At 44.4% G+C, this 17,018-nt stretch carries 15 protein-coding genes and 1 pseudogene; 2 read left to right on the top strand and 14 right to left on the bottom strand.

All coding sequences use genetic code 11. The features are described from left to right. Nucleotides 1-9: 9 nt before the first annotated feature. The 8 genes from ytxC to MOC09_RS10285 all read right to left on the bottom strand — a co-directional run bounded on the left by ytxC (nt 10) and on the right by MOC09_RS10285 (nt 7,068). Nucleotides 10-855 (bottom strand): putative sporulation protein YtxC, encoded by an 846-nt coding sequence (gene ytxC, locus MOC09_RS10320; RefSeq protein ID WP_268359023.1) that lies wholly within the window; start codon nt 853-855, stop codon nt 10-12. Between the two features lie 78 nt (nt 856-933). After that, complete coding sequence (locus MOC09_RS10315; RefSeq protein WP_268370439.1) at nt 934-1,575, bottom strand: TVP38/TMEM64 family protein; 642 nt, start codon at nt 1,573-1,575, stop codon at nt 934-936. Between the two features lie 33 nt (nt 1,576-1,608). Beyond that, nucleotides 1,609-2,544 (bottom strand): primosomal protein DnaI, encoded by a 936-nt coding sequence (dnaI, locus tag MOC09_RS10310; protein ID WP_268370437.1) that lies wholly within the window; start codon nt 2,542-2,544, stop codon nt 1,609-1,611. Between the two features lie 27 nt (nt 2,545-2,571). Then, complete coding sequence (gene dnaB, locus MOC09_RS10305; RefSeq protein WP_268359017.1) at nt 2,572-3,996, bottom strand: replication initiation membrane attachment protein DnaB; 1,425 nt, start codon at nt 3,994-3,996, stop codon at nt 2,572-2,574. 114 nt (nt 3,997-4,110) lie between these two features. Further along, nucleotides 4,111-4,569: a transcriptional regulator NrdR gene (gene nrdR / locus MOC09_RS10300; protein ID WP_003223586.1), complete on the bottom strand. Its 459-nt coding sequence runs from the start codon at nt 4,567-4,569 to the stop codon at nt 4,111-4,113. A 274-nt stretch (nt 4,570-4,843) separates the two neighbouring features. Beyond that, entirely contained in the window at nt 4,844-5,224 is a 381-nt protein-coding gene (gene speD / locus MOC09_RS10295; RefSeq protein WP_003223584.1) for an adenosylmethionine decarboxylase, read from the bottom strand. 238 nt (nt 5,225-5,462) lie between these two features. Then, entirely contained in the window at nt 5,463-6,485 is a 1,023-nt protein-coding gene (locus MOC09_RS10290; RefSeq protein WP_268370435.1) for a glyceraldehyde-3-phosphate dehydrogenase, read from the bottom strand. Between the two features lie 202 nt (nt 6,486-6,687). Then, on the bottom strand, nt 6,688-7,068 hold the full coding sequence (locus tag MOC09_RS10285; RefSeq protein ID WP_268359014.1) for a winged helix-turn-helix transcriptional regulator: 381 nt from the start codon (nt 7,066-7,068) through the stop codon (nt 6,688-6,690). A gap of 183 nt (nt 7,069-7,251) precedes the next feature. On the opposite strand from MOC09_RS10285, the gene MOC09_RS10280 reads away from it, so the two are divergent. Further along, nucleotides 7,252-8,442, top strand: a complete 1,191-nt coding sequence (locus MOC09_RS10280; protein ID WP_268367070.1) for an MFS transporter — start codon at nt 7,252-7,254, stop codon at nt 8,440-8,442. 23 nt (nt 8,443-8,465) lie between these two features. Continuing rightward, a complete protein-coding gene (gene ytbE, locus MOC09_RS10275; RefSeq protein ID WP_268359010.1) occupies nt 8,466-9,308 on the top strand; it encodes an aldo/keto reductase YtbE in 843 nt (280 codons plus the stop codon). A gap of 39 nt (nt 9,309-9,347) precedes the next feature. Here ytbE and coaE read toward each other — a convergent pair whose 3' ends face one another. The 6 genes and pseudogenes from coaE to phoP form a co-directional block, all read right to left on the bottom strand. Next, complete coding sequence (gene coaE / locus MOC09_RS10270) at nt 9,348-9,941, bottom strand: dephospho-CoA kinase (RefSeq protein WP_268370433.1); 594 nt, start codon at nt 9,939-9,941, stop codon at nt 9,348-9,350. A gap of 15 nt (nt 9,942-9,956) precedes the next feature. Next, a pseudogene (ytaF, locus tag MOC09_RS10265) lies at nt 9,957-10,607 on the bottom strand (sporulation membrane protein YtaF); the annotation flags it as partial. Nucleotides 10,608-10,758: 151 nt separating this feature from the next. Beyond that, complete coding sequence (mutM, locus tag MOC09_RS10260; protein WP_268370431.1) at nt 10,759-11,586, bottom strand: DNA-formamidopyrimidine glycosylase; 828 nt, start codon at nt 11,584-11,586, stop codon at nt 10,759-10,761. A 22-nt stretch (nt 11,587-11,608) separates the two neighbouring features. After that, entirely contained in the window at nt 11,609-14,251 is a 2,643-nt protein-coding gene (polA, locus tag MOC09_RS10255) for a DNA polymerase I (protein WP_268359002.1), read from the bottom strand. Nucleotides 14,252-14,491: 240 nt separating this feature from the next. Continuing rightward, nucleotides 14,492-16,231, bottom strand: coding sequence for a sensory box histidine kinase PhoR (phoR, locus tag MOC09_RS10250; RefSeq protein WP_268370429.1), 1,740 nt, complete (start codon nt 16,229-16,231; stop codon nt 14,492-14,494). Beyond that, on the bottom strand, nt 16,224-16,946 hold the full coding sequence (gene phoP, locus MOC09_RS10245; RefSeq protein WP_268358998.1) for a two-component system response regulator PhoP: 723 nt from the start codon (nt 16,944-16,946) through the stop codon (nt 16,224-16,226). The genes phoR and phoP overlap by 8 nt, the downstream gene beginning before the upstream one ends. Nucleotides 16,947-17,018: the final 72 nt, after the last annotated feature.

Raw genomic sequence — 17,018 nt, 5'->3', positions numbered from 1 at the left:
TGCCGGTTCTTATCCTTCTGAGTGCTTTACCGGTATTTCTGTGTCCGTAAAAGCATGCAGAGGAAGCATTTCCATTCTCTCTTGAAATACGTTTTGAATGGTCCTTGCCATCATGTGCTCGGGCTGGTCGGTATAGAGCACCACTTCATCAGGCGCGATGGAAATCAGCGGCGCGAGCAAATGAGAATCAATGTACATAGGATGATCCCGGACAAATCGCCTGTCTATGTATTTCATTTTTTCCCGTTCCGGCACATAGCGCAGCTCCCATATTGTGAATGATCCATCATGGACAATATGCACCTTTTTGATTCGCGGCTGTTTGGCTGTTACATAGTCTCTGAGTGTTTGAATAAAATTTTGATATTCCTGTTCCATCTTATATTCATCTATCGCCGCTTCCGTAATATCTCTCAGCTGCTTGTAATATTGTCCGAGTCGGAAGGTCTGAAAGGAACGAATGGAAAATACGCCTTCCTCTAAACAGATCGTTTGAAGTTCATCCAAAATAGATTGTTTCCGCGAAAGCTTGAGCGGCTCAAACGGAAAGTCGTCAGCTTCTCCTTCAATAATACTGTGTGCGAGCTGAAGGATTTGCTGCTGTTCATCCTGGTCCGTGAAGAAATATGTTCCCTCAATTAATGACAGCATATGCTCGTCTTCTTTGCATTCTAAAAAAAATTTGACCAGAATCGGCTCCATAAAACGCTGAATAGAGAAAGCCGGCTTCGCCTTTTCAATCCCGATTTTTCGTATGCCTTCACGGACAATGATATTGTTCCGATCGTCCGAATGCTGAATGAGATGTAAAAAAGCAGCTGCATCATGGTCATCTTCAAAGATTATTTCAAGCATGTTTGTCCCCCCTTACGGCATCTGTTACAAGTATATGGGGGATGTTTTTAAAATAGACGTAAAGGTCACTGGCAAATCTTAATTTGATTCTTGGAACAAGTTTTGCATTTTCTTTCTGAAGATGAACGGCAGTGAGATAAACACGATATACAAAGCGAGCACCATAAAGAAAGCGGGCAGATTGCCAGCCAAAAAGCTCGCACCCAGCACATTAAGCGCAATCGTCCCAGGAATGATTCCCGCGGCCGTCGCCGCAAAATACGGGAGCGCTTTGACATTGGAAAGGCCTGCCGCATAGCTGACAAAATCAAAATTGATCGGCAGGATTCTTAAAAGAAAGATATAAAAAAATCCGCTATCCTCCATCTGCTTCTGGATGGCTTCCAGCTTTTCGTAATGACTGTTCTTTTTTCCCGCAAACAATCCGGCCGCAAAAAACGATACAGCTGAAGCGCACATCGAACCGAATAAAGTGTAAAGTGTGCCGAGAAGCGGACCGAACGCAAGTCCGCCCGCTATAGAAATAACAGATACCGGAAATAAAACAAGAGGCCTGACGATGGATATCCCGATAAACATAAGCGGCGCAAAGACCCCAAATGACAATATCCATACCCTGATTTCTTTCGGCGATACATTCAAATACGTTTTATTTCCCCAATAGAGTAAACCAGCACCTGCAAGCACTGCCAGCCATTTAACAGCCGTTTTTCGTTTCATACCCTCAGTTCCTTCCCCTTTGAACCGCAGCAATTATGGATGTCGGCGGTTTTCTCCGTCAAGGCGGATCGGAGCAGCCAGATATAATATCCGCTCCATTAATCTTGCCGCTTTTACTTCTTCTTTTTCTCCCCTCTGCGAATACGTAAAATGATGCTTCAGCTCGTCAGGTGAGAAATTAGAAGAAAAGAACGTTGGCAGCTGCTGGGACATTCTGTGCTGAAGCACCGTTCCGATGACTTCATCCCTTACCCAGCTTGTCATTGATTCTGCTCCGATGTCATCAAGCATCAATACGGGTGTTGTTTTTACCATGTTAAGCTTCTCTTCCAATGTCTGGTCTTGCAGCGAATTCTTAAGCTCTCTCACAAATTCGGGCACATAGACGATCATGGAGGAATACTCTTTTTCCGCCAGCTCATTGGCAATCGCAGCGAGCATAAACGTTTTTCCTACCCCGAACTTCCCGTATAAATACAGTCCTTTCCCTTTTCCCGTCTCATTATAGCTTTTCAGAAAATCTGTAACATGCTGGAACATCGCAAGCCTGCTCGGGTCACTGATATCGACCTGCTGGAACGTCGCTCCGAGGAGATCCTTCTGGATATACATGCTTTTCATAAGAGACTTTTGTTTTTTCTGCTGGTCGAGCTTCCGTTTGACCGGACATTCATAATACTCGATATCAATAGCACGTCCATTGACAACAAGCTTCGGATGGTAGCCCTCCAATAAATTGTTGCAATCTTCATCATCTGAACAGTAGGAGCAATTCTTGCTTTGCCCGATATATTCATAAAGCTTATTTAAGCTCTTTTCGATCATTTTTTGGTCAATCACTTCTTCGTTTTCCTTCAAAAAGGCCTGAACATCTTGATCTTTCATCACTTTAGCCTTCATTTGCTCAAGACGTTTTTGGAAATCCGGCCTGCCGGTTACGCCCTGCAGGGAACGGCCGATTGGTTCCATCTATTCCTTCACCCCGCATCTCTGTCTTTAATAGGCAGAGTATTTTTTCAGTTTTTGCATTTCTTCCATCATCTTTTTCTTCTGTTCTTCCAAATCCTGCGGATGCAGCTTCTGCTGTCCGGTCTCTGAACCTGACGCAGTTTCTTTTTCTTTCTTCATCCAATCAGGCAGTTTTTCTTCACGTATCACTTTTTGGTTTCGCTTCGAAGACTGATTTGCTTTTCCTTCAGCCCATTCAAGGTACTGGCGGTTTTCCTCTATCGCAAGCTTCATCGCTTCTCTGACTGTTTTTACCTTTTTGCGTGCCCAATGCGAGGCGATTTTTTGGATATAGTTTTTCGACAGCTTCATGTCGGTTTTCAGCATGACATAATAAATTAACACATTTGTGACGCCTGGCTCGAGCTTTTGTTCAAACATAATTTCTTCTATGATTTTCAGATCAGCTTTTGACGGCTCTGTTCCGTCGGCAATGTCCTGCAGCAGCTTCTTCGGAGAAATTGCCTCAAGCAATGCGATCAGCTTCCCGTCCAGTGAATCCTCTTCGGCCGGTTTTTCGCCTTCACGCAAATGGATCGGCTGTGTTTTTTCCACTAAGTCAGGCAGCTGTCCGTTTCTCTCGATTTGATACCAGTCGCTTGCCGCTTTTCTTAAAGCCTCCGTCGTAATCACGTCACGCTCATCAATGGCGCTCATGACGACATTTTGCATCTGCAAAGGGTCTATGCCGTACAGATAAGATAGCTTTTTGATTGTCTCCCGCACCTGCTGGGTCATCGCTTTTCTCGGAATCATCGTCTCAGATAGCCCCGCTAAAAACAAATCAAAATCAAATACATCCTCCGTTATGGTGTAAGACGGAGCTTGTCCGACAGAAGTATATTCTGTGCCCGGCTCAAGTCTCACCGTTTCCTCCATATGAGGTGTGAGCTTCCATTCACTCGGCTGGAGTGATTCAAACGCATGATTAAACGGCCGCGTGATGTCCTTCGCATCTTCTGAAATAGCCGGGTGCGTGAAGAATTGTTTTAATTGCTGATATTTTGTTTTCCCGACTCTATTGTACAGGAAAACATTCAGCATTCCGTCTTCAAAAAACTCGTTTGGCCTAAGCGGCGGAAGAAGTTCATATATAAAGAGGCGCTCCTGCCGCTCGGATTCTTTCATATATACCTTCAGCAATCCGATGCCCTCGAGCTTTCCCTGTTCCTGATGGATCGTTTTTAAGTTGGACTGCGTCATTCCCATCAGCTGTCGATGTGTAGACTCCCCGCCCCACAGGCGGTTTTGTTCAAGCTCTCCCCACAATGTCATATAAAGAGAGAATGCAACAGGGCCGATTAAGGGCTGATACAGTTGTGTGATAATTTGTCTGTCAATATCCTGCAGCATTGATCTGCTTTTGACCACATACGGATCTACAGGCAGTACATCTTTCCAATAGTCAGCCATACATTCTCAAACCTTCCGAATTTGTTTCTACCTTTCATTTTACACCGTTTCTTATATCTATCAAATGCCAATTTTGCACATGAGAAAAGAGCTAGAAGAATCCTCTTAGCTCTTTTAACGCTCTTTCTTTATTAAATCTTTTAATTCATCAATAAAGACATTTATATCTTTAAACTGCCGATAGACGGACGCGAACCGCACATACGCGACTTCATCAATCTTAGCCAGCCGGTCCATGACCATTTCTCCGACAAGCTCGCTTTTCACCTCAGAGCAGCCTTGATTGCGAAGTTCTTTTTCAATATCAAAGCACATGTCTTCAAGCGTTTTGAGTGAAACAGGTCTTTTTTCACATGCTTTTATGAGGCCGCGCAGCATTTTTTCTCTGCTGAATTCCTCACGCACGCCCTCTTTTTTCACGACGATCAGCGGGGTTTCCTCCACTTTCTCAAAGGTTGTAAACCGGTAGTGGCAGGATTCGCACTCGCGTCTTCGGCGAATGGATTTTCCGTCATCCACAGGCCGTGAATCAAGGACTCGCGTTCCGTTATGCTGGCATGAAGGACATTTCAATAAAATCAGCTCCCAACTATTTCGTTCCCTGCAATGTATTTTCGGCAGCCTCCGCCTTTTCAAAATAAATGTGACAGCCATCTGTCGGGAGAGCCGTTGTGTAAGCTGTATCTACAGCATCAGGTGGTTTGTGAAAATCTCTTTCTTATTTTACAAAAAAAATGAAAAAAGAAAAAGCTGACCGCCCTTGTTTGTTTATAAAAATAAAAGGAGCATAAGCTAAAAAGCGCATAATGGCTTTTTAGCTACAGCTCCCTTTGTGTTCGTGTTTACATTATAGTACTTTCGCTTGCGCCTGCTTAATTTGCACAGGCCCCATTCCTCTCGGTATTTCAATGTTTTCTCTTGTATCAGCATGCAATGCCTCTGCGATGTAATCAGCAGCAACATTAGGATCTAAGTCTCCACAAGTATAAACATCAATGCTCGCATATCCGTGCTCAGGAAAACTGTGAATCGTTAAGTGTGATTCAGAAATAATCACAACTCCGCTTACGCCTTGCGGTGCAAATTTGTGAAATGCAACCTCTCGCACCTCAGCACCTGATTTTAGAGCAGCATTTACAAACGTTTTTTCAATAAAATCCATGTCATTCAGCTTATCAAAATCGCATCCCCATAGCTCGGAGATAACGTGACGCCCCATTGTTTCCATAGTCATGGACCCCCCTTAACAAGAATTAAAAAGTGAAATTCCAACAACTGGGTCGGCCATTTACCACGGGGGAAAGTTAGTCCGGAGAGGTCCTAACCCTTTAAGTAATTCCGAAACAGTCTCAAGCAAGAAGTTCACGAAAAATAGTATACTGTGTTTAAGTCTAATTTGCAAGGTGCGTTTTTTCAGAAATATGCTGTTAAGGGTTTTTTCTTTAAAATGTGTCCATGACTTTATTTTATACAGCAGACGGATGTTTCATTCGTGCCGCTACATGGCGGATCAGATCAACCACTCTGCACGAGTAGCCCCATTCGTTGTCATACCATGCAAGCACCTTGACTTTCCTGTCTTCCATTACCATTGTCGTAAGCCCGTCAATGACCGCTGAGTGAGGATTCGTATTGTAATCAGTTGAAACGAGCGGTTCATCTGAATAATCAAGCACACCATACATCGACGTTTTGGCCGCCTGCTTAAATGCCTCGTTTACCTCTTCAGCCGTTACGTCAGTTTTCAGATCGACAACAAGATCAACTAGTGAGACGTTTGGTACAGGGACACGCAAGGCGAGGCCGTGAAGCTTTCCTTTCAGATGCGGCAGCACGAGCGAAAGCGCCTTTGCTGCCCCGGTTGTCGTCGGAATGATCGATTCGCCGCATGCCCGCGCCCGCCGCAAATCTTTGTGCGGATTATCAATATTTTTTTGGTCATTCGTATACGCGTGGACTGTTGTCATCAGGCCGCTCTCAATGCCAAATTCTTCATCAAGCACTTTTACGACAGGTGCAAGACAGTTTGTCGTGCATGATGCATTTGAAATGATGACATGGCGGTCAGCGTCGAATTGATCCTCATTTACGCCCATCACAATGGTAACGTCTTCATTTTTTCCCGGAGCAGTCAGAATGACCTTTTTCGCACCCGCTTCTATATGGCCCATCGCTTTATCTTTTGAATTAAATTTCCCTGTTGCTTCAACGACAATGTCAATATCATATTCTCCCCAAGGAAGCTGTTTTGGATCACGGCTGTTTAACAAAAGCACTTTCTTTCCATTTACGATCAGGCTGTCTTCACTAACCACAACCTCTTTTTCGTACCTGCCGTGAATTGTGTCATACTTTATTAAATGAGCCAGCGTTTCTGCGGAATAGCTGGCGTTAATGGCCACTAGTTGAATTTGATCGTCTAACATTGCTTTTCTAAAAACCATTCTTCCGATTCTTCCAAACCCGTTTATCGCTACTTTTACCTTCATGTTGGACACCCCTTATCAATTATGCCATCCTAATTTGTTACTATCTAAAATTAGTATAACACATTAAAACGAATTCGCCAGTACATATTGATAAAAATCAACGATTACAACACTAATTTATGATGCATCATAGGCTTTCTTGCACACAATATCAGGCGTAAGATCCAAAAAAGCAGCCAGCGCTCCGCACTGACTGCTCTTTTTATGATTCCTGTTTTAGCTTATCATTGAGCACACTTTCTTCTAACACAGAAAATGTATCTCCGTACACTCTGTTTATATGATTCGCTCCCCAAGCACACAGCATGTCTAAAATCCCTTCTAAGCTGCGGCCATATTCGCTGAGCTCGTATTCCACTTTAGGGGGAACCTGGTTATACACGATCCGGTTTATGACACCGTCCGCTTCCAGCTCACGCAGCTGCTGGGTCAGCATTTTTTGCGTAATGTTAGGCATCAGGCGCTTTAATTCATTCGTGCGTTTTTTTCCGTGCGTCAGATGGCATAAAATGACGCATTTCCATTTCCCGCCGATGACTTCAAGGGTCGCTTCAACAGAGATATTATATTTTTTCTTCTCCATACTGTTCATTCTCCTTACAGGCACCAAAAAGTGACTATAGCACTTTAAAGTACGTACTTTTCTTTCTTGACGATATCTTTCATAATCACATTTGCCGGCTGATTTGAATCTGCTCTTTTTTATTTATATAGCTTACTCGGCAGAATTTCAATCATACAACACATGACACAAAGGAGGATTATAATGACTTCAGCCAATAAAAGCAGCATTCCTGCATTACTGGCGTTGGCCGTAAGTGCTTTCGCCATAGGGACAACCGAATTTATCAGCGTCGGCCTTTTGCCGTTAATTGCAAATGACCTGGACATTCCTGTCACAACAGCGGGATTGACCGTTTCCCTATATGCGCTTGGCGTTACATTCGGCGCCCCTATTTTAACTTCATTGACTTCAAGCATGTCACGAAAGACGCTATTGCTTTGGATCATGTTCATTTTTATTGCGGGGAATACGATGGCCGCTACGGCCTCGAGCATCGGGATTTTATTAGCAGCACGTGTGATATCAGCTTTTTCACACGGAGTGTTTATGTCGATCGGTTCAACGATCGCAGCAGATATTGTCCCGGAGGATAAAAGGGCCAGCGCGATTTCGATTATGTTTACGGGCCTCACTGTGGCAACTGTAACCGGAGTTCCTTTCGGCACGTTTATCGGCCAGCAGTTCGGCTGGCGTTTTGCCTTTATGGTCATTATCGCCGTCGGAATCATTGCTTTCATTACAAATGGCATTCTTGTTCCGTCCAAATTACGAAAAGGGACAAAAACAACAATGCGGGATCAATTGAAGCTTGTGACAAACGGCCGGTTATTGCTTTTATTTTTCATTACAGCGCTTGGATACGGAGGAACATTCGTTGTATTCACGTATCTGTCTCCCCTGCTTCAGGAAGTAACAGGCTTTAAAGCCGGAACTGTAGCAGTGATCCTGCTCGGGTACGGAATCGCCATTGCAATCGGCAATATGATCGGCGGAAAGCTGTCAAACCGAAATCCGATTGCCGCTTTATTTTATATGTTTATTGTACAGGCACTCGTTCTGTTTGTACTCACATTTACGGCTCCATACCAAACAGCAGGCCTCATTACCATTCTCTGTATGGGATTGCTGGCCTTTATGAATGTGCCTGGCCTTCAGGTGTATGTCGTTATGCTGGCTGAGCGTTTTGTCCCGAGTGCAGTTGACGTCGCATCCGCGATGAATATCGCTGCCTTTAATGCCGGGATTGCGCTTGGCTCATACCTTGGCGGTGTGATCACCGATTCAATCGGATTGATTCATACCGCTTGGATAGGCGGATTAATGGTAGTCGGTGCAATTATTTTAACAGGCTGGAGCCGTTTGATGGAAAAACGGGATTTGCAGGAAGCCTGACAATTTTAAAGGAGGAAATCAACATGACAACACATTTACAAGCAACAGCAACACTTCATAACGGAGTAAAAATGCCATGGTTCGGGCTCGGCGTATTCCAAGTGGAAGAAGGATCTGAACTGGTAAACGCAGTTAAAACTGCCATTGTTCACGGATACCGCAGTATTGATACTGCCGCTATCTACGGAAATGAAGCTGGAGTCGGAGAAGGACTTCAGCAAGGTATTGACGAAGCAGGCATCTCAAGAGAGGACCTATTTATTACATCAAAAGTGTGGAATGCAGATTTAGGATACGAGGAAACACTCGCCGCTTTTGAAACAAGCCTGTCAAAACTTGGTTTGGACTATTTAGATTTATACCTCATCCACTGGCCTGTAGAGGGAAAATACAAAGAAGCATGGAGAGCGCTTGAAACACTTTATAAAGAAGGCCGTGTCAAAGCGATCGGCGTGAGCAACTTCCAAATCCATCATCTTGAAGATTTGATGACGGCTGCCGAAATCAAGCCTATGATCAACCAAGTAGAATTCCATCCGCGACTTACACAAAAAGAGCTGATGGCATACTGCCAAAAACAGGGCATCCAGATGGAAGCCTGGTCGCCTTTAATGCAGGGGCAGCTGCTGAATCATCCTGTGCTGGCAGACATTGCTCAAACATATAACAAATCTGTCGCACAAATCATTTTGCGCTGGGATCTGCAGCATGGCATCATTACGATTCCTAAATCAACGAAGGAACACCGCATTAAAGAAAATGCAAGCGTATTTGACTTTGAATTAACACAGGACGACATGAACCGAATTGATGCGCTGAATGAAAACCTGCGCGTCGGTCCTGATCCGGACAACTTTGATTTTTAATGAAAAAAACACCGTTCATTTTGAACGGTGTTTTTTGTATTATGCCCAGCAGGCGATAATTTCATCCAGCTGGCGTTTGGTCACTTCAAGCGTGCCGCTGTTATCGATGACTTGATCTGCTCTTGCTGTTTTTTCCTCTAAGGGCATTTGAGCAAGGATACGGCTGACCGCTTCTTCTTCCGTCAGCTGATTGCGCTTCATCAGACGTTCCAGCTGAAGCTCTTTTGTCACACTGACCACAATAATTTTATCAACCAATGATTCCAATTTACTTTCGAACAATAGCGGGATATCCAATACAACAAATACCTCCCGATTTGCAATGGCTTTATCACGGCGCTTGAGCATTTCCTGCCTGACTGCGGGATGAACAATTGCATTTAAAGCAAGACGCTTTTGTTCATTTGTAAATACCAGCGCTCCAAGCTTTTTTCGATCTATATCGCCATTTGAGAGCAGTATGTCTTCACCAAATTCGTCAATGATTTGCCGGTAGGCCGGCATCCCTTTTTCTACCGCTTGTTTTGCAATGATATCTGCATCTATAACTGTTATCCCTTTTTCAATCAGCATATTGGCTACCGTGCTTTTGCCGCTAGCTATTCCTCCCGTTAAACCAATGACTAAGGTCAAGAGATCCACTCCTTTTTACAATTTCCAGAGCCCAATCGTGATCAGCAGAAGCCCCGGCAAAAACGCCATTTTATCAATCCATTTCCACTTAGACAGAAAATGGCCGGCGTTGATTCCGATTGATACAAACAGCGAGCTCATGAAGGCAACGGCAATGCTCATCACAATCGGTGAAAAACCGAGAATGGCTGCCCCGATACCTGCTCCGAATGCGTCAATCGATAAGGCAAATCCCAATAAGACCGCCTCAATTCCATTGATCACACCCGATTTGTCGATATCCGCACTCATAGGCTTTCTCAAAATATGAATCACAATCCCTAATGACCGAACCTCTAAATTAAGCAGCGTTTTTTCATGCAATAGGTATTCTTTATCTTTTGCCGGTTTGAAGAATTGATACAGAACCCACGCACCGATTCCAACCAATATCAAACCGCCAAGCTTCTCCGTCACATATACAGGAAAAAACTTTGTGAGAAAGCTTCCGATCAGCATGGAGATAAACATGACAGCACCGGAACAGCAGGCGATAACCAAAATCGCTTTAAACGGTATTTTCATTTTTCTCAATCCGTACGTAAATCCGACTGAAAAACTGTCCAAGCTGACAGCCAACGCCAGCAGCAGTATAGAAACCATTTGCATATCCGTTTCTTCCTTTCTGTTGGTGCTCTTGTATCAGATGTGAAATGCCCGGGATTCATCACAATCATATATATGGGAAAGTGAAAAATCCGTGTTTCGAAAATGGCATCCTCAATTCCAGAGTTACTGATATATGCACCAACAGCTTGGACGATGAAGCATTATGCTGCTATTTTTTCTGGCACTTCGCACAAAAATGCGTGCCCCTGCCTCCGACGACAATTTTTGAAATCATCGTTCCGCAATTTTTGCACGGCTCGTCTTTTTTTCCGTACACAAAATGCTGCAGCTGGAACATTCCGATTTCCCCTTGGGAGTTGATATATGAACGGACTGTGCTTCCGCCCGCATCAATCGCCTCCTGCAGGGTGTTTTTGATTTCAGCGTGAAGGGTTTTGATTGTTTTATCTGATAATTGATTGGCTTTTGTCTCGGGATGGACACCCGCTCTGAAAAGAGCCTCATCCACATAAATGTTCCCTAGTCCAACTACCGTTTTTTGATCCAGTAGAGCAGTTTTGACAGCGCGGTTTGTTTTCGCAAGCCGTTCTTTTAAATACGCACTTGTAAATTCTTCTGCATCCGGCTCCGGCCCTAACTGAGAAAGCGGGAGCTCGCCCGCTTCTTCTCCCGGTTTAAATAAGTGCATAGTTCCAAATTTCCTCACATCCCTGTAACGGAGCTGTGTTCCATCCGTCATCGTGAATATGACATGCACGTGTTTATCGTCAGGCTCCTCCGCTTGATGAAGACCGTATTTTCCTTCCATTCGAAGGTGAGAAACCATAACATAATGATCTAAATGAAACAGCAAAAACTTTCCCCGTCTTCCGATGGACTGTATCGTTTCTCCTGCTAGAATTCGCGCAAATTCCTCCGGTTCGGCAGGCCGTTTGATGATATTCGGCCATCTGATCTCTACCGATTTGATTGTTTTTCCCTTTACAAGCCCGGTCAGAGTGCGCCGGACTGTTTCAACCTCTGGTAATTCCGGCACATCCATCACTTCCTATCTCTGTTTATTTCGCATCGTACCAAGATGGGCCTGACGCAAAGTCCACCTTTAACGGTACATCCAATGCAAGCGCATGCTCCATCACTTCAGGAACAAGCTTTTCAAGGATTTCAATTTCTTCCTTTGGCGCTTCAAAAATCAATTCATCATGAACTTGAAGCAGCAGTCTTGCCTTCAATTGCTTTTCTTTCAGCTTGGCAGCCATATCTATCATGGCTTTCTTTATAATATCAGCGGCGCTTCCTTGAATCGGTGTATTCATTGCCGTCCGCTCCGCAAAACTGCGGATATTAAAGTTTCGGCTCGTCAGCTCAGGAATATAGCGTCGGCGATGCATAAGTGTTGTTACGTAGCCTTTTTGCTTCGCGTCCTGAACCGACTCTTCCATGTACGCTTTTACGCCTTGAAAACTTTCCAAATAGCGGTCGATGAATGCTCCGGCTTCCTTTCGGGTAATGCCGAGGTTCTGTGACAGCCCGTAATCACTGATGCCGTAGACGATGCCAAAGTTGACCGCTTTTGCCTGGCGCCTCATCGCAGATGTCACTTCCTCTTCAGCAACATGGAACACATCCATTGCCGTTTTCGTATGAATATCCATATCATTTGTAAAAGCTTCGATAAGATTTTGATCCTTAGAAATATGGGCAAGCACCCGAAGCTCGATTTGTGAATAATCTGCTGCAAAAATGATCCAGTCTTTTTCAGACGGCACAAAAGCTTGGCGGATTTTGCGCCCTTCCTCAAGCCTGATTGGAATGTTTTGCAGATTCGGATCAGTCGAGCTGAGGCGCCCTGTTTGGGTTAAAGCCTGGTTAAAGCGCGTGTGCACCTTATGCGAATCCGGTCTCGTCACCTTTAAAAGCCCTTCAATATATGTCGATTGAAGCTTGCCGATTTGTCTGTACTGCAAAATATAGTCAACAATATCATGCTTGTCAGCCAGCTTTTCAAGCACATCGGCAGACGTGGAATAGCCTGTTTTTGTTTTTTTCACGACAGGCAACCCGAGCTTTTCAAACAAGATGACACCGAGCTGTTTAGGCGAATTGATATTAAACGGCTCTCCCGCAATCTCATGGATTTTTTCTTCATATTCCTTCAGCTTCGCGCCCAGTTCTTCACCCATGCGTTTTAAACGGTCAACATCGACCTTGACGCCAGTTGATTCCATTTCACCGAGGATAAGGGCAAGCGGCATTTCGAGCTCTTCAAACAGCTCAAGCTGATCGTTGTTCTCCAGCTCCTGAACGAGCTTTTCACGGAGGCTTTGGATGGCTAACGCTTTTCGGACAAGGTGCTCAGACAGTACATCTTCTGACGGCACCGCCCGTTTTGCCCCTTTTCCGTAAACCGATTCGTCGCTTTGAACGATATGCAGGCCATAATCCTTAGCAACACTCGCAACGTCGTCATATGAATTGCCCGGGTTGATGATATAAGCCGCAAGGAGCGTATCAAATTCGGCTCCTTTCAGCTCAATGCCCTGCCAGCGCAAAGCGACAACAGCCCGCTTGCTGTCGAAGACCCATTTCTTCTGCTCGTCATTTTGCACCCATTCTTTAAACACCTCAGACTCAACGGCAATGTCTTTCGGAATAAAATAAGATCCCGTTTCATTTACGATCGAAAATCCGAGAATTGGCTCTTCATGATAATTATCGCCAATCTGTTCAACAACAAATGAGGATGGAGAAACCAATATATCGCTTGTCACGTCTGTGACTGTTGTGACATTTATTTCTTCAAACGATTGATCCTGTTCTGCTTCTTCACTATCTTCCCCTAGCCGTTCAAGAAGCGTGTTGAATCCAAGATCTTTAAAGATGGCAATGACCTGTTCACGATTAAAGCCTTGATATTCCAGACCGGAAACAGATACGTCAATCGGCGCATCCGTCATAATCGTGGCAAGCTCCTTGCTCATCAATGCCTGATCCTTAAATTCCTCTAGCTTTTCCTTCAGTTTTTTTCCGCTCACCTCGTCAATGGACTCCAGCAGCTTTTCAACGGAATCAAACTGTTTTAAAAGCTTAATTGCAGTCTTTTCTCCGACGCCGGGAACACCTGGGATATTATCTGAGGAATCGCCCATCAAACCCTTCATATCAATGATTTGTTCAGGCGTAAGCCCGTATTTTTCTTTGACATGCTCGGGTGTGTAAAATTCAACATCGGTAATTCCTTTTCTCGTAATGGCAACCGTCGTTTTGTCTGTTGCCAGCTGGGTTAAATCCTTATCTCCAGAAAAAACCTTAACTTCAAACCCTTCTTTTTCAGCCGATTTGGCCAGTGTGCCGATAATATCGTCAGCTTCGTATTGCTCCAGTTCGTAGCGGCTGATCTGATAGGCATCCAGCAGCTCGCGGATAAAAGGCATTTGTTCGGAAAGCTCAGGCGGGGTTTTCTGTCTGCCGCCTTTATATTCTTTAAATGTGCCGTGACGAAATGTTGTTTTCCCGGCATCAAATGCGACCAGCATGTGCGTCGGTTTTTCATCCTCAAGCATCTTCATCAAAATCATCGCAAAGCCGTATACCGCATTCGTATGAACACCTTTATCATTGCTTAACAGCGGCAATGCAAAAAACGCACGGTAAGCCAAACTGTTTCCGTCTACAAGCACTAATTTTTTTCGTTCCGTCATTCAATATCCTCCTAAAAAAGCCGCAGCTTCCGTTCATCTCTTAGTAATCATAGCTTCTCTTATTTTAACAAAGTTCAATTTGAAAGGAAAATACGTGAACTGAAGAGAAGACACAAAAAAGGACGGGAACACAAAAAGGTTCCCGCCGTCAAAATTGGCTCCTTGGATGAAGGGGTTCTACTACATCCTACCAGCATAGGTTTAACAGTGCATGAAGATATTGTTAAACCTTTGTAAACATTAAGCGGACTTTTCAGCGGCCCGTTTCAATGTCACTGTAAAGACGGTTCCCTGCCCCGGCTCACTTGTGACATCAATTTTCCCTTCATGAGCCTCTATAAGATGCTTGACGATCGCAAGGCCTAGTCCGGTTCCGCCTGAATTCCTGCTTCTGTCTTTATCCACGCGATAAAAACGTTCAAAAATACGCGGAATTTCTTCTTTCTGAATGCCGATTCCGGAATCGGCAACTTCAATCTGAATGTCTGTTTCTCCGGGCTTTACATTGATCGCTACAGAGCCCCCCTCAGGCGTGTAGGTTAACGCATTGTTTACGAGATTCAGAAATACCTGTTTCAGCCTGTGCGGGTCCCCCGAAACATAGATCGGGTCTTTCGGGACATTCAGTTGCAGGGAGATTCCTTTCTCATCCGCCTTATGGTTCAGAAGCGTTTCAATCTCACCAAGCATTTTGGCTGGCTCAAATGTTTCGATGCTGAGCGTGAAGTTTTGCTGCTCGATTTTTGAGAGATCGAGAAGATCCTGAACCAAAGACTGAAGCCTTTCGCTTTCCTTTAGAATAATAGAGAGAAACTCACTAAGCGCCTCTTTGTCCTCCATTGCCCCGTCCAATAACGTCTCCGTAAACCCTTTAATAGACGTAATCGGCGTTTTCAGCTCATGAGAAACATTAGCCACAAAATCCTTTCTCATCTGCTCTAATTTCTTCGTCTCTGTCATGTCATGGAAAACAAGTACAATTCCTTTCCATTCATCATCCGGCCCCATAATAGGAACGCCGTCCACCTCAAAATAACGCCGTTCAATTTTGATCGGCAGCCTTAACAGCTTGCACTTCTTTGTCTCCGTCATAAAGATGTCTTCGACAAGCTGGATCACTTCTTCATGTTCAAATGCATCATGATAAAGACGGCGCAGCATCTGATTCGGGTTGATATGAAACTGTTTGGCGTAAGATCTGTTTACGAGATTGATAAAGCCTCTTCCATCAATCATAATCAGCCCGGAGCCGATATTTTCAATGACTGTCAGCAGCCGGTCCCGCTGCATTTCCTGCGTTCTCGTCATTTCCATCAAATCAACGGCAAGGCTGTTCATCGCACGGCCAAGCTTATCAGAGCGCCTGATATAGCCGCCGTACGTTCGGGCATCGTAATTCCCCTTGGACAGCTCTGTTGCTACGTTTGTGGCTGCTTCAATTGACCTTTTATAACGCGAGGTCATAGTGGAATAAAAATAAATAATAACGATAAAAGCGGTACAAAGACTGGCCGTCAGCATCCCCCACAATTCGCCGTTCAAGCCGGAGTTATGTTCAGGGGCAGAAAGCAGCATATATCCTGTTTTCTCGCCTTCGCTTCTAAGCGAAAGCCCGTAATAAAGCTTGTTATCTGCTGTTGAGAGAACACCCTCATGGCCAGAAACAAGCGCCTGCACCTTTTGAGAATCTGCCGCGCTCCCGTTTGACCCATACAGCACCTTGCCGTCTGTATCGAGAACGGATGCGTTCACATCAAGTGCGCCGCCTGCATCTTTAATGATTTTCTCATTTGCTTGATCATTCAGATTGCCGGCATCAAGCAGCGAAGCCATGTATTTGGCTTCTTTTTCAATGTGTTCCTCTGCTTTCCTTTGATCAGATGTTTCAAAGAGCTGCTGCAAAAACAGCCCGAGGACGCTAAACACCAGAATCATACAGACAACGAGTACAGAAAAAAGGCGCAAACGGTATTTATTCATTCATTTTTGGCTCCTCCAATTTATACCCCAATCCCCTAATCGTTTTAATATAGATCGGTTTTTTTGTATTGCTTTCAATTTTGTCGCGGAGATGGCTGATATGCACATCAACAATCCTGGTATCTCCGGCAAAATCATAATTCCAGACAGCGCTCAGCAGCAGGTCTCTCGTCAGCACTCTGCCTTTATGCCTGCCTAAATAGAGCAGCAGTTCGAATTCTTTCGGTGTCAGTTCAAGCTGATTTTCTTTAAAGTACGCTTCATAATGATCAGGCAGGATTTTCAGATCGCCAATTACAATCTGGCCTTCCGTTTCATCGTTTTTCACTTCACTAGAGGGCGCAGCCATTTCGGAACGCCTTAAAATCGCTTTGACTCTTGCATTGACTTCCCTTGGACTGAACGGCTTGGTCATATAATCATCTGCACCGAGCTCAAGCCCTAATACTTTGTCGAATTCCTCATCCTTCGCTGTCAGCATTAAAATGGGAAACATCAGTTTCTGCTGCCTCAGCTGCTTACACACTTCGATTCCGTCCAGTTTTGGAAGCATTACATCAAGCACAATCAAATCAGGCTTCTCTGTTTCCGCTTTTTTGAGTGCTTCTTCTCCATCTGAGGCGGTAATGACATCATAGCCTGACCGTTCCAGATTGTACTGTAAAAGAGTAACAATAGATTCTTCATCATCCACAACTAAAATTTTCTTGTTCATGCTGTGCCTCCAGTATTATAATTCCCCGACATCCTATTTCTCTATTTTATGTCATCTTAACATGTTTCATGA

This window comes from Bacillus sp. N12A5, from assembly GCF_026790125.1.
Lineage (GTDB): Bacteria > Bacillota > Bacilli > Bacillales > Bacillaceae > Bacillus.
The sequence above is the reverse complement of the archived record's forward strand: the minus strand, read 5'-3'. Positions and strand labels throughout refer to the sequence as shown.

Excerpts from the sequence above, each read along its gene's own strand:
- MOC09_RS10280 (WP_268367070.1), top strand. The coding sequence starts at position 7,252 with ATGACTTCAGCCAATAAAAGCAGCATTCCTGCATTACTGGCGTTGGCC.
- ytbE (WP_268359010.1), top strand. The coding sequence starts at position 8,466 with ATGACAACACATTTACAAGCAACAGCAACACTTCATAACGGAGTAAAA.
- phoR (WP_268370429.1), bottom strand. The coding sequence starts at position 16,231 with ATGAATAAATACCGTTTGCGCCTTTTTTCTGTACTCGTTGTCTGTATG.
- ytxC (WP_268359023.1), bottom strand. The coding sequence starts at position 855 with ATGCTTGAAATAATCTTTGAAGATGACCATGATGCAGCTGCTTTTTTA.
- MOC09_RS10285 (WP_268359014.1), bottom strand. The coding sequence starts at position 7,068 with ATGGAGAAGAAAAAATATAATATCTCTGTTGAAGCGACCCTTGAAGTC.
- MOC09_RS10290 (WP_268370435.1), bottom strand. The coding sequence starts at position 6,485 with ATGAAGGTAAAAGTAGCGATAAACGGGTTTGGAAGAATCGGAAGAATG.
- speD (WP_003223584.1), bottom strand. The coding sequence starts at position 5,224 with ATGGAAACAATGGGGCGTCACGTTATCTCCGAGCTATGGGGATGCGAT.
- phoP (WP_268358998.1), bottom strand. The coding sequence starts at position 16,946 with ATGAACAAGAAAATTTTAGTTGTGGATGATGAAGAATCTATTGTTACT.
- dnaI (WP_268370437.1), bottom strand. The coding sequence starts at position 2,544 with ATGGAACCAATCGGCCGTTCCCTGCAGGGCGTAACCGGCAGGCCGGAT.
- polA (WP_268359002.1), bottom strand. The coding sequence starts at position 14,251 with ATGACGGAACGAAAAAAATTAGTGCTTGTAGACGGAAACAGTTTGGCT.
- dnaB (WP_268359017.1), bottom strand. The coding sequence starts at position 3,996 with ATGGCTGACTATTGGAAAGATGTACTGCCTGTAGATCCGTATGTGGTC.
- MOC09_RS10315 (WP_268370439.1), bottom strand. The coding sequence starts at position 1,575 with ATGAAACGAAAAACGGCTGTTAAATGGCTGGCAGTGCTTGCAGGTGCT.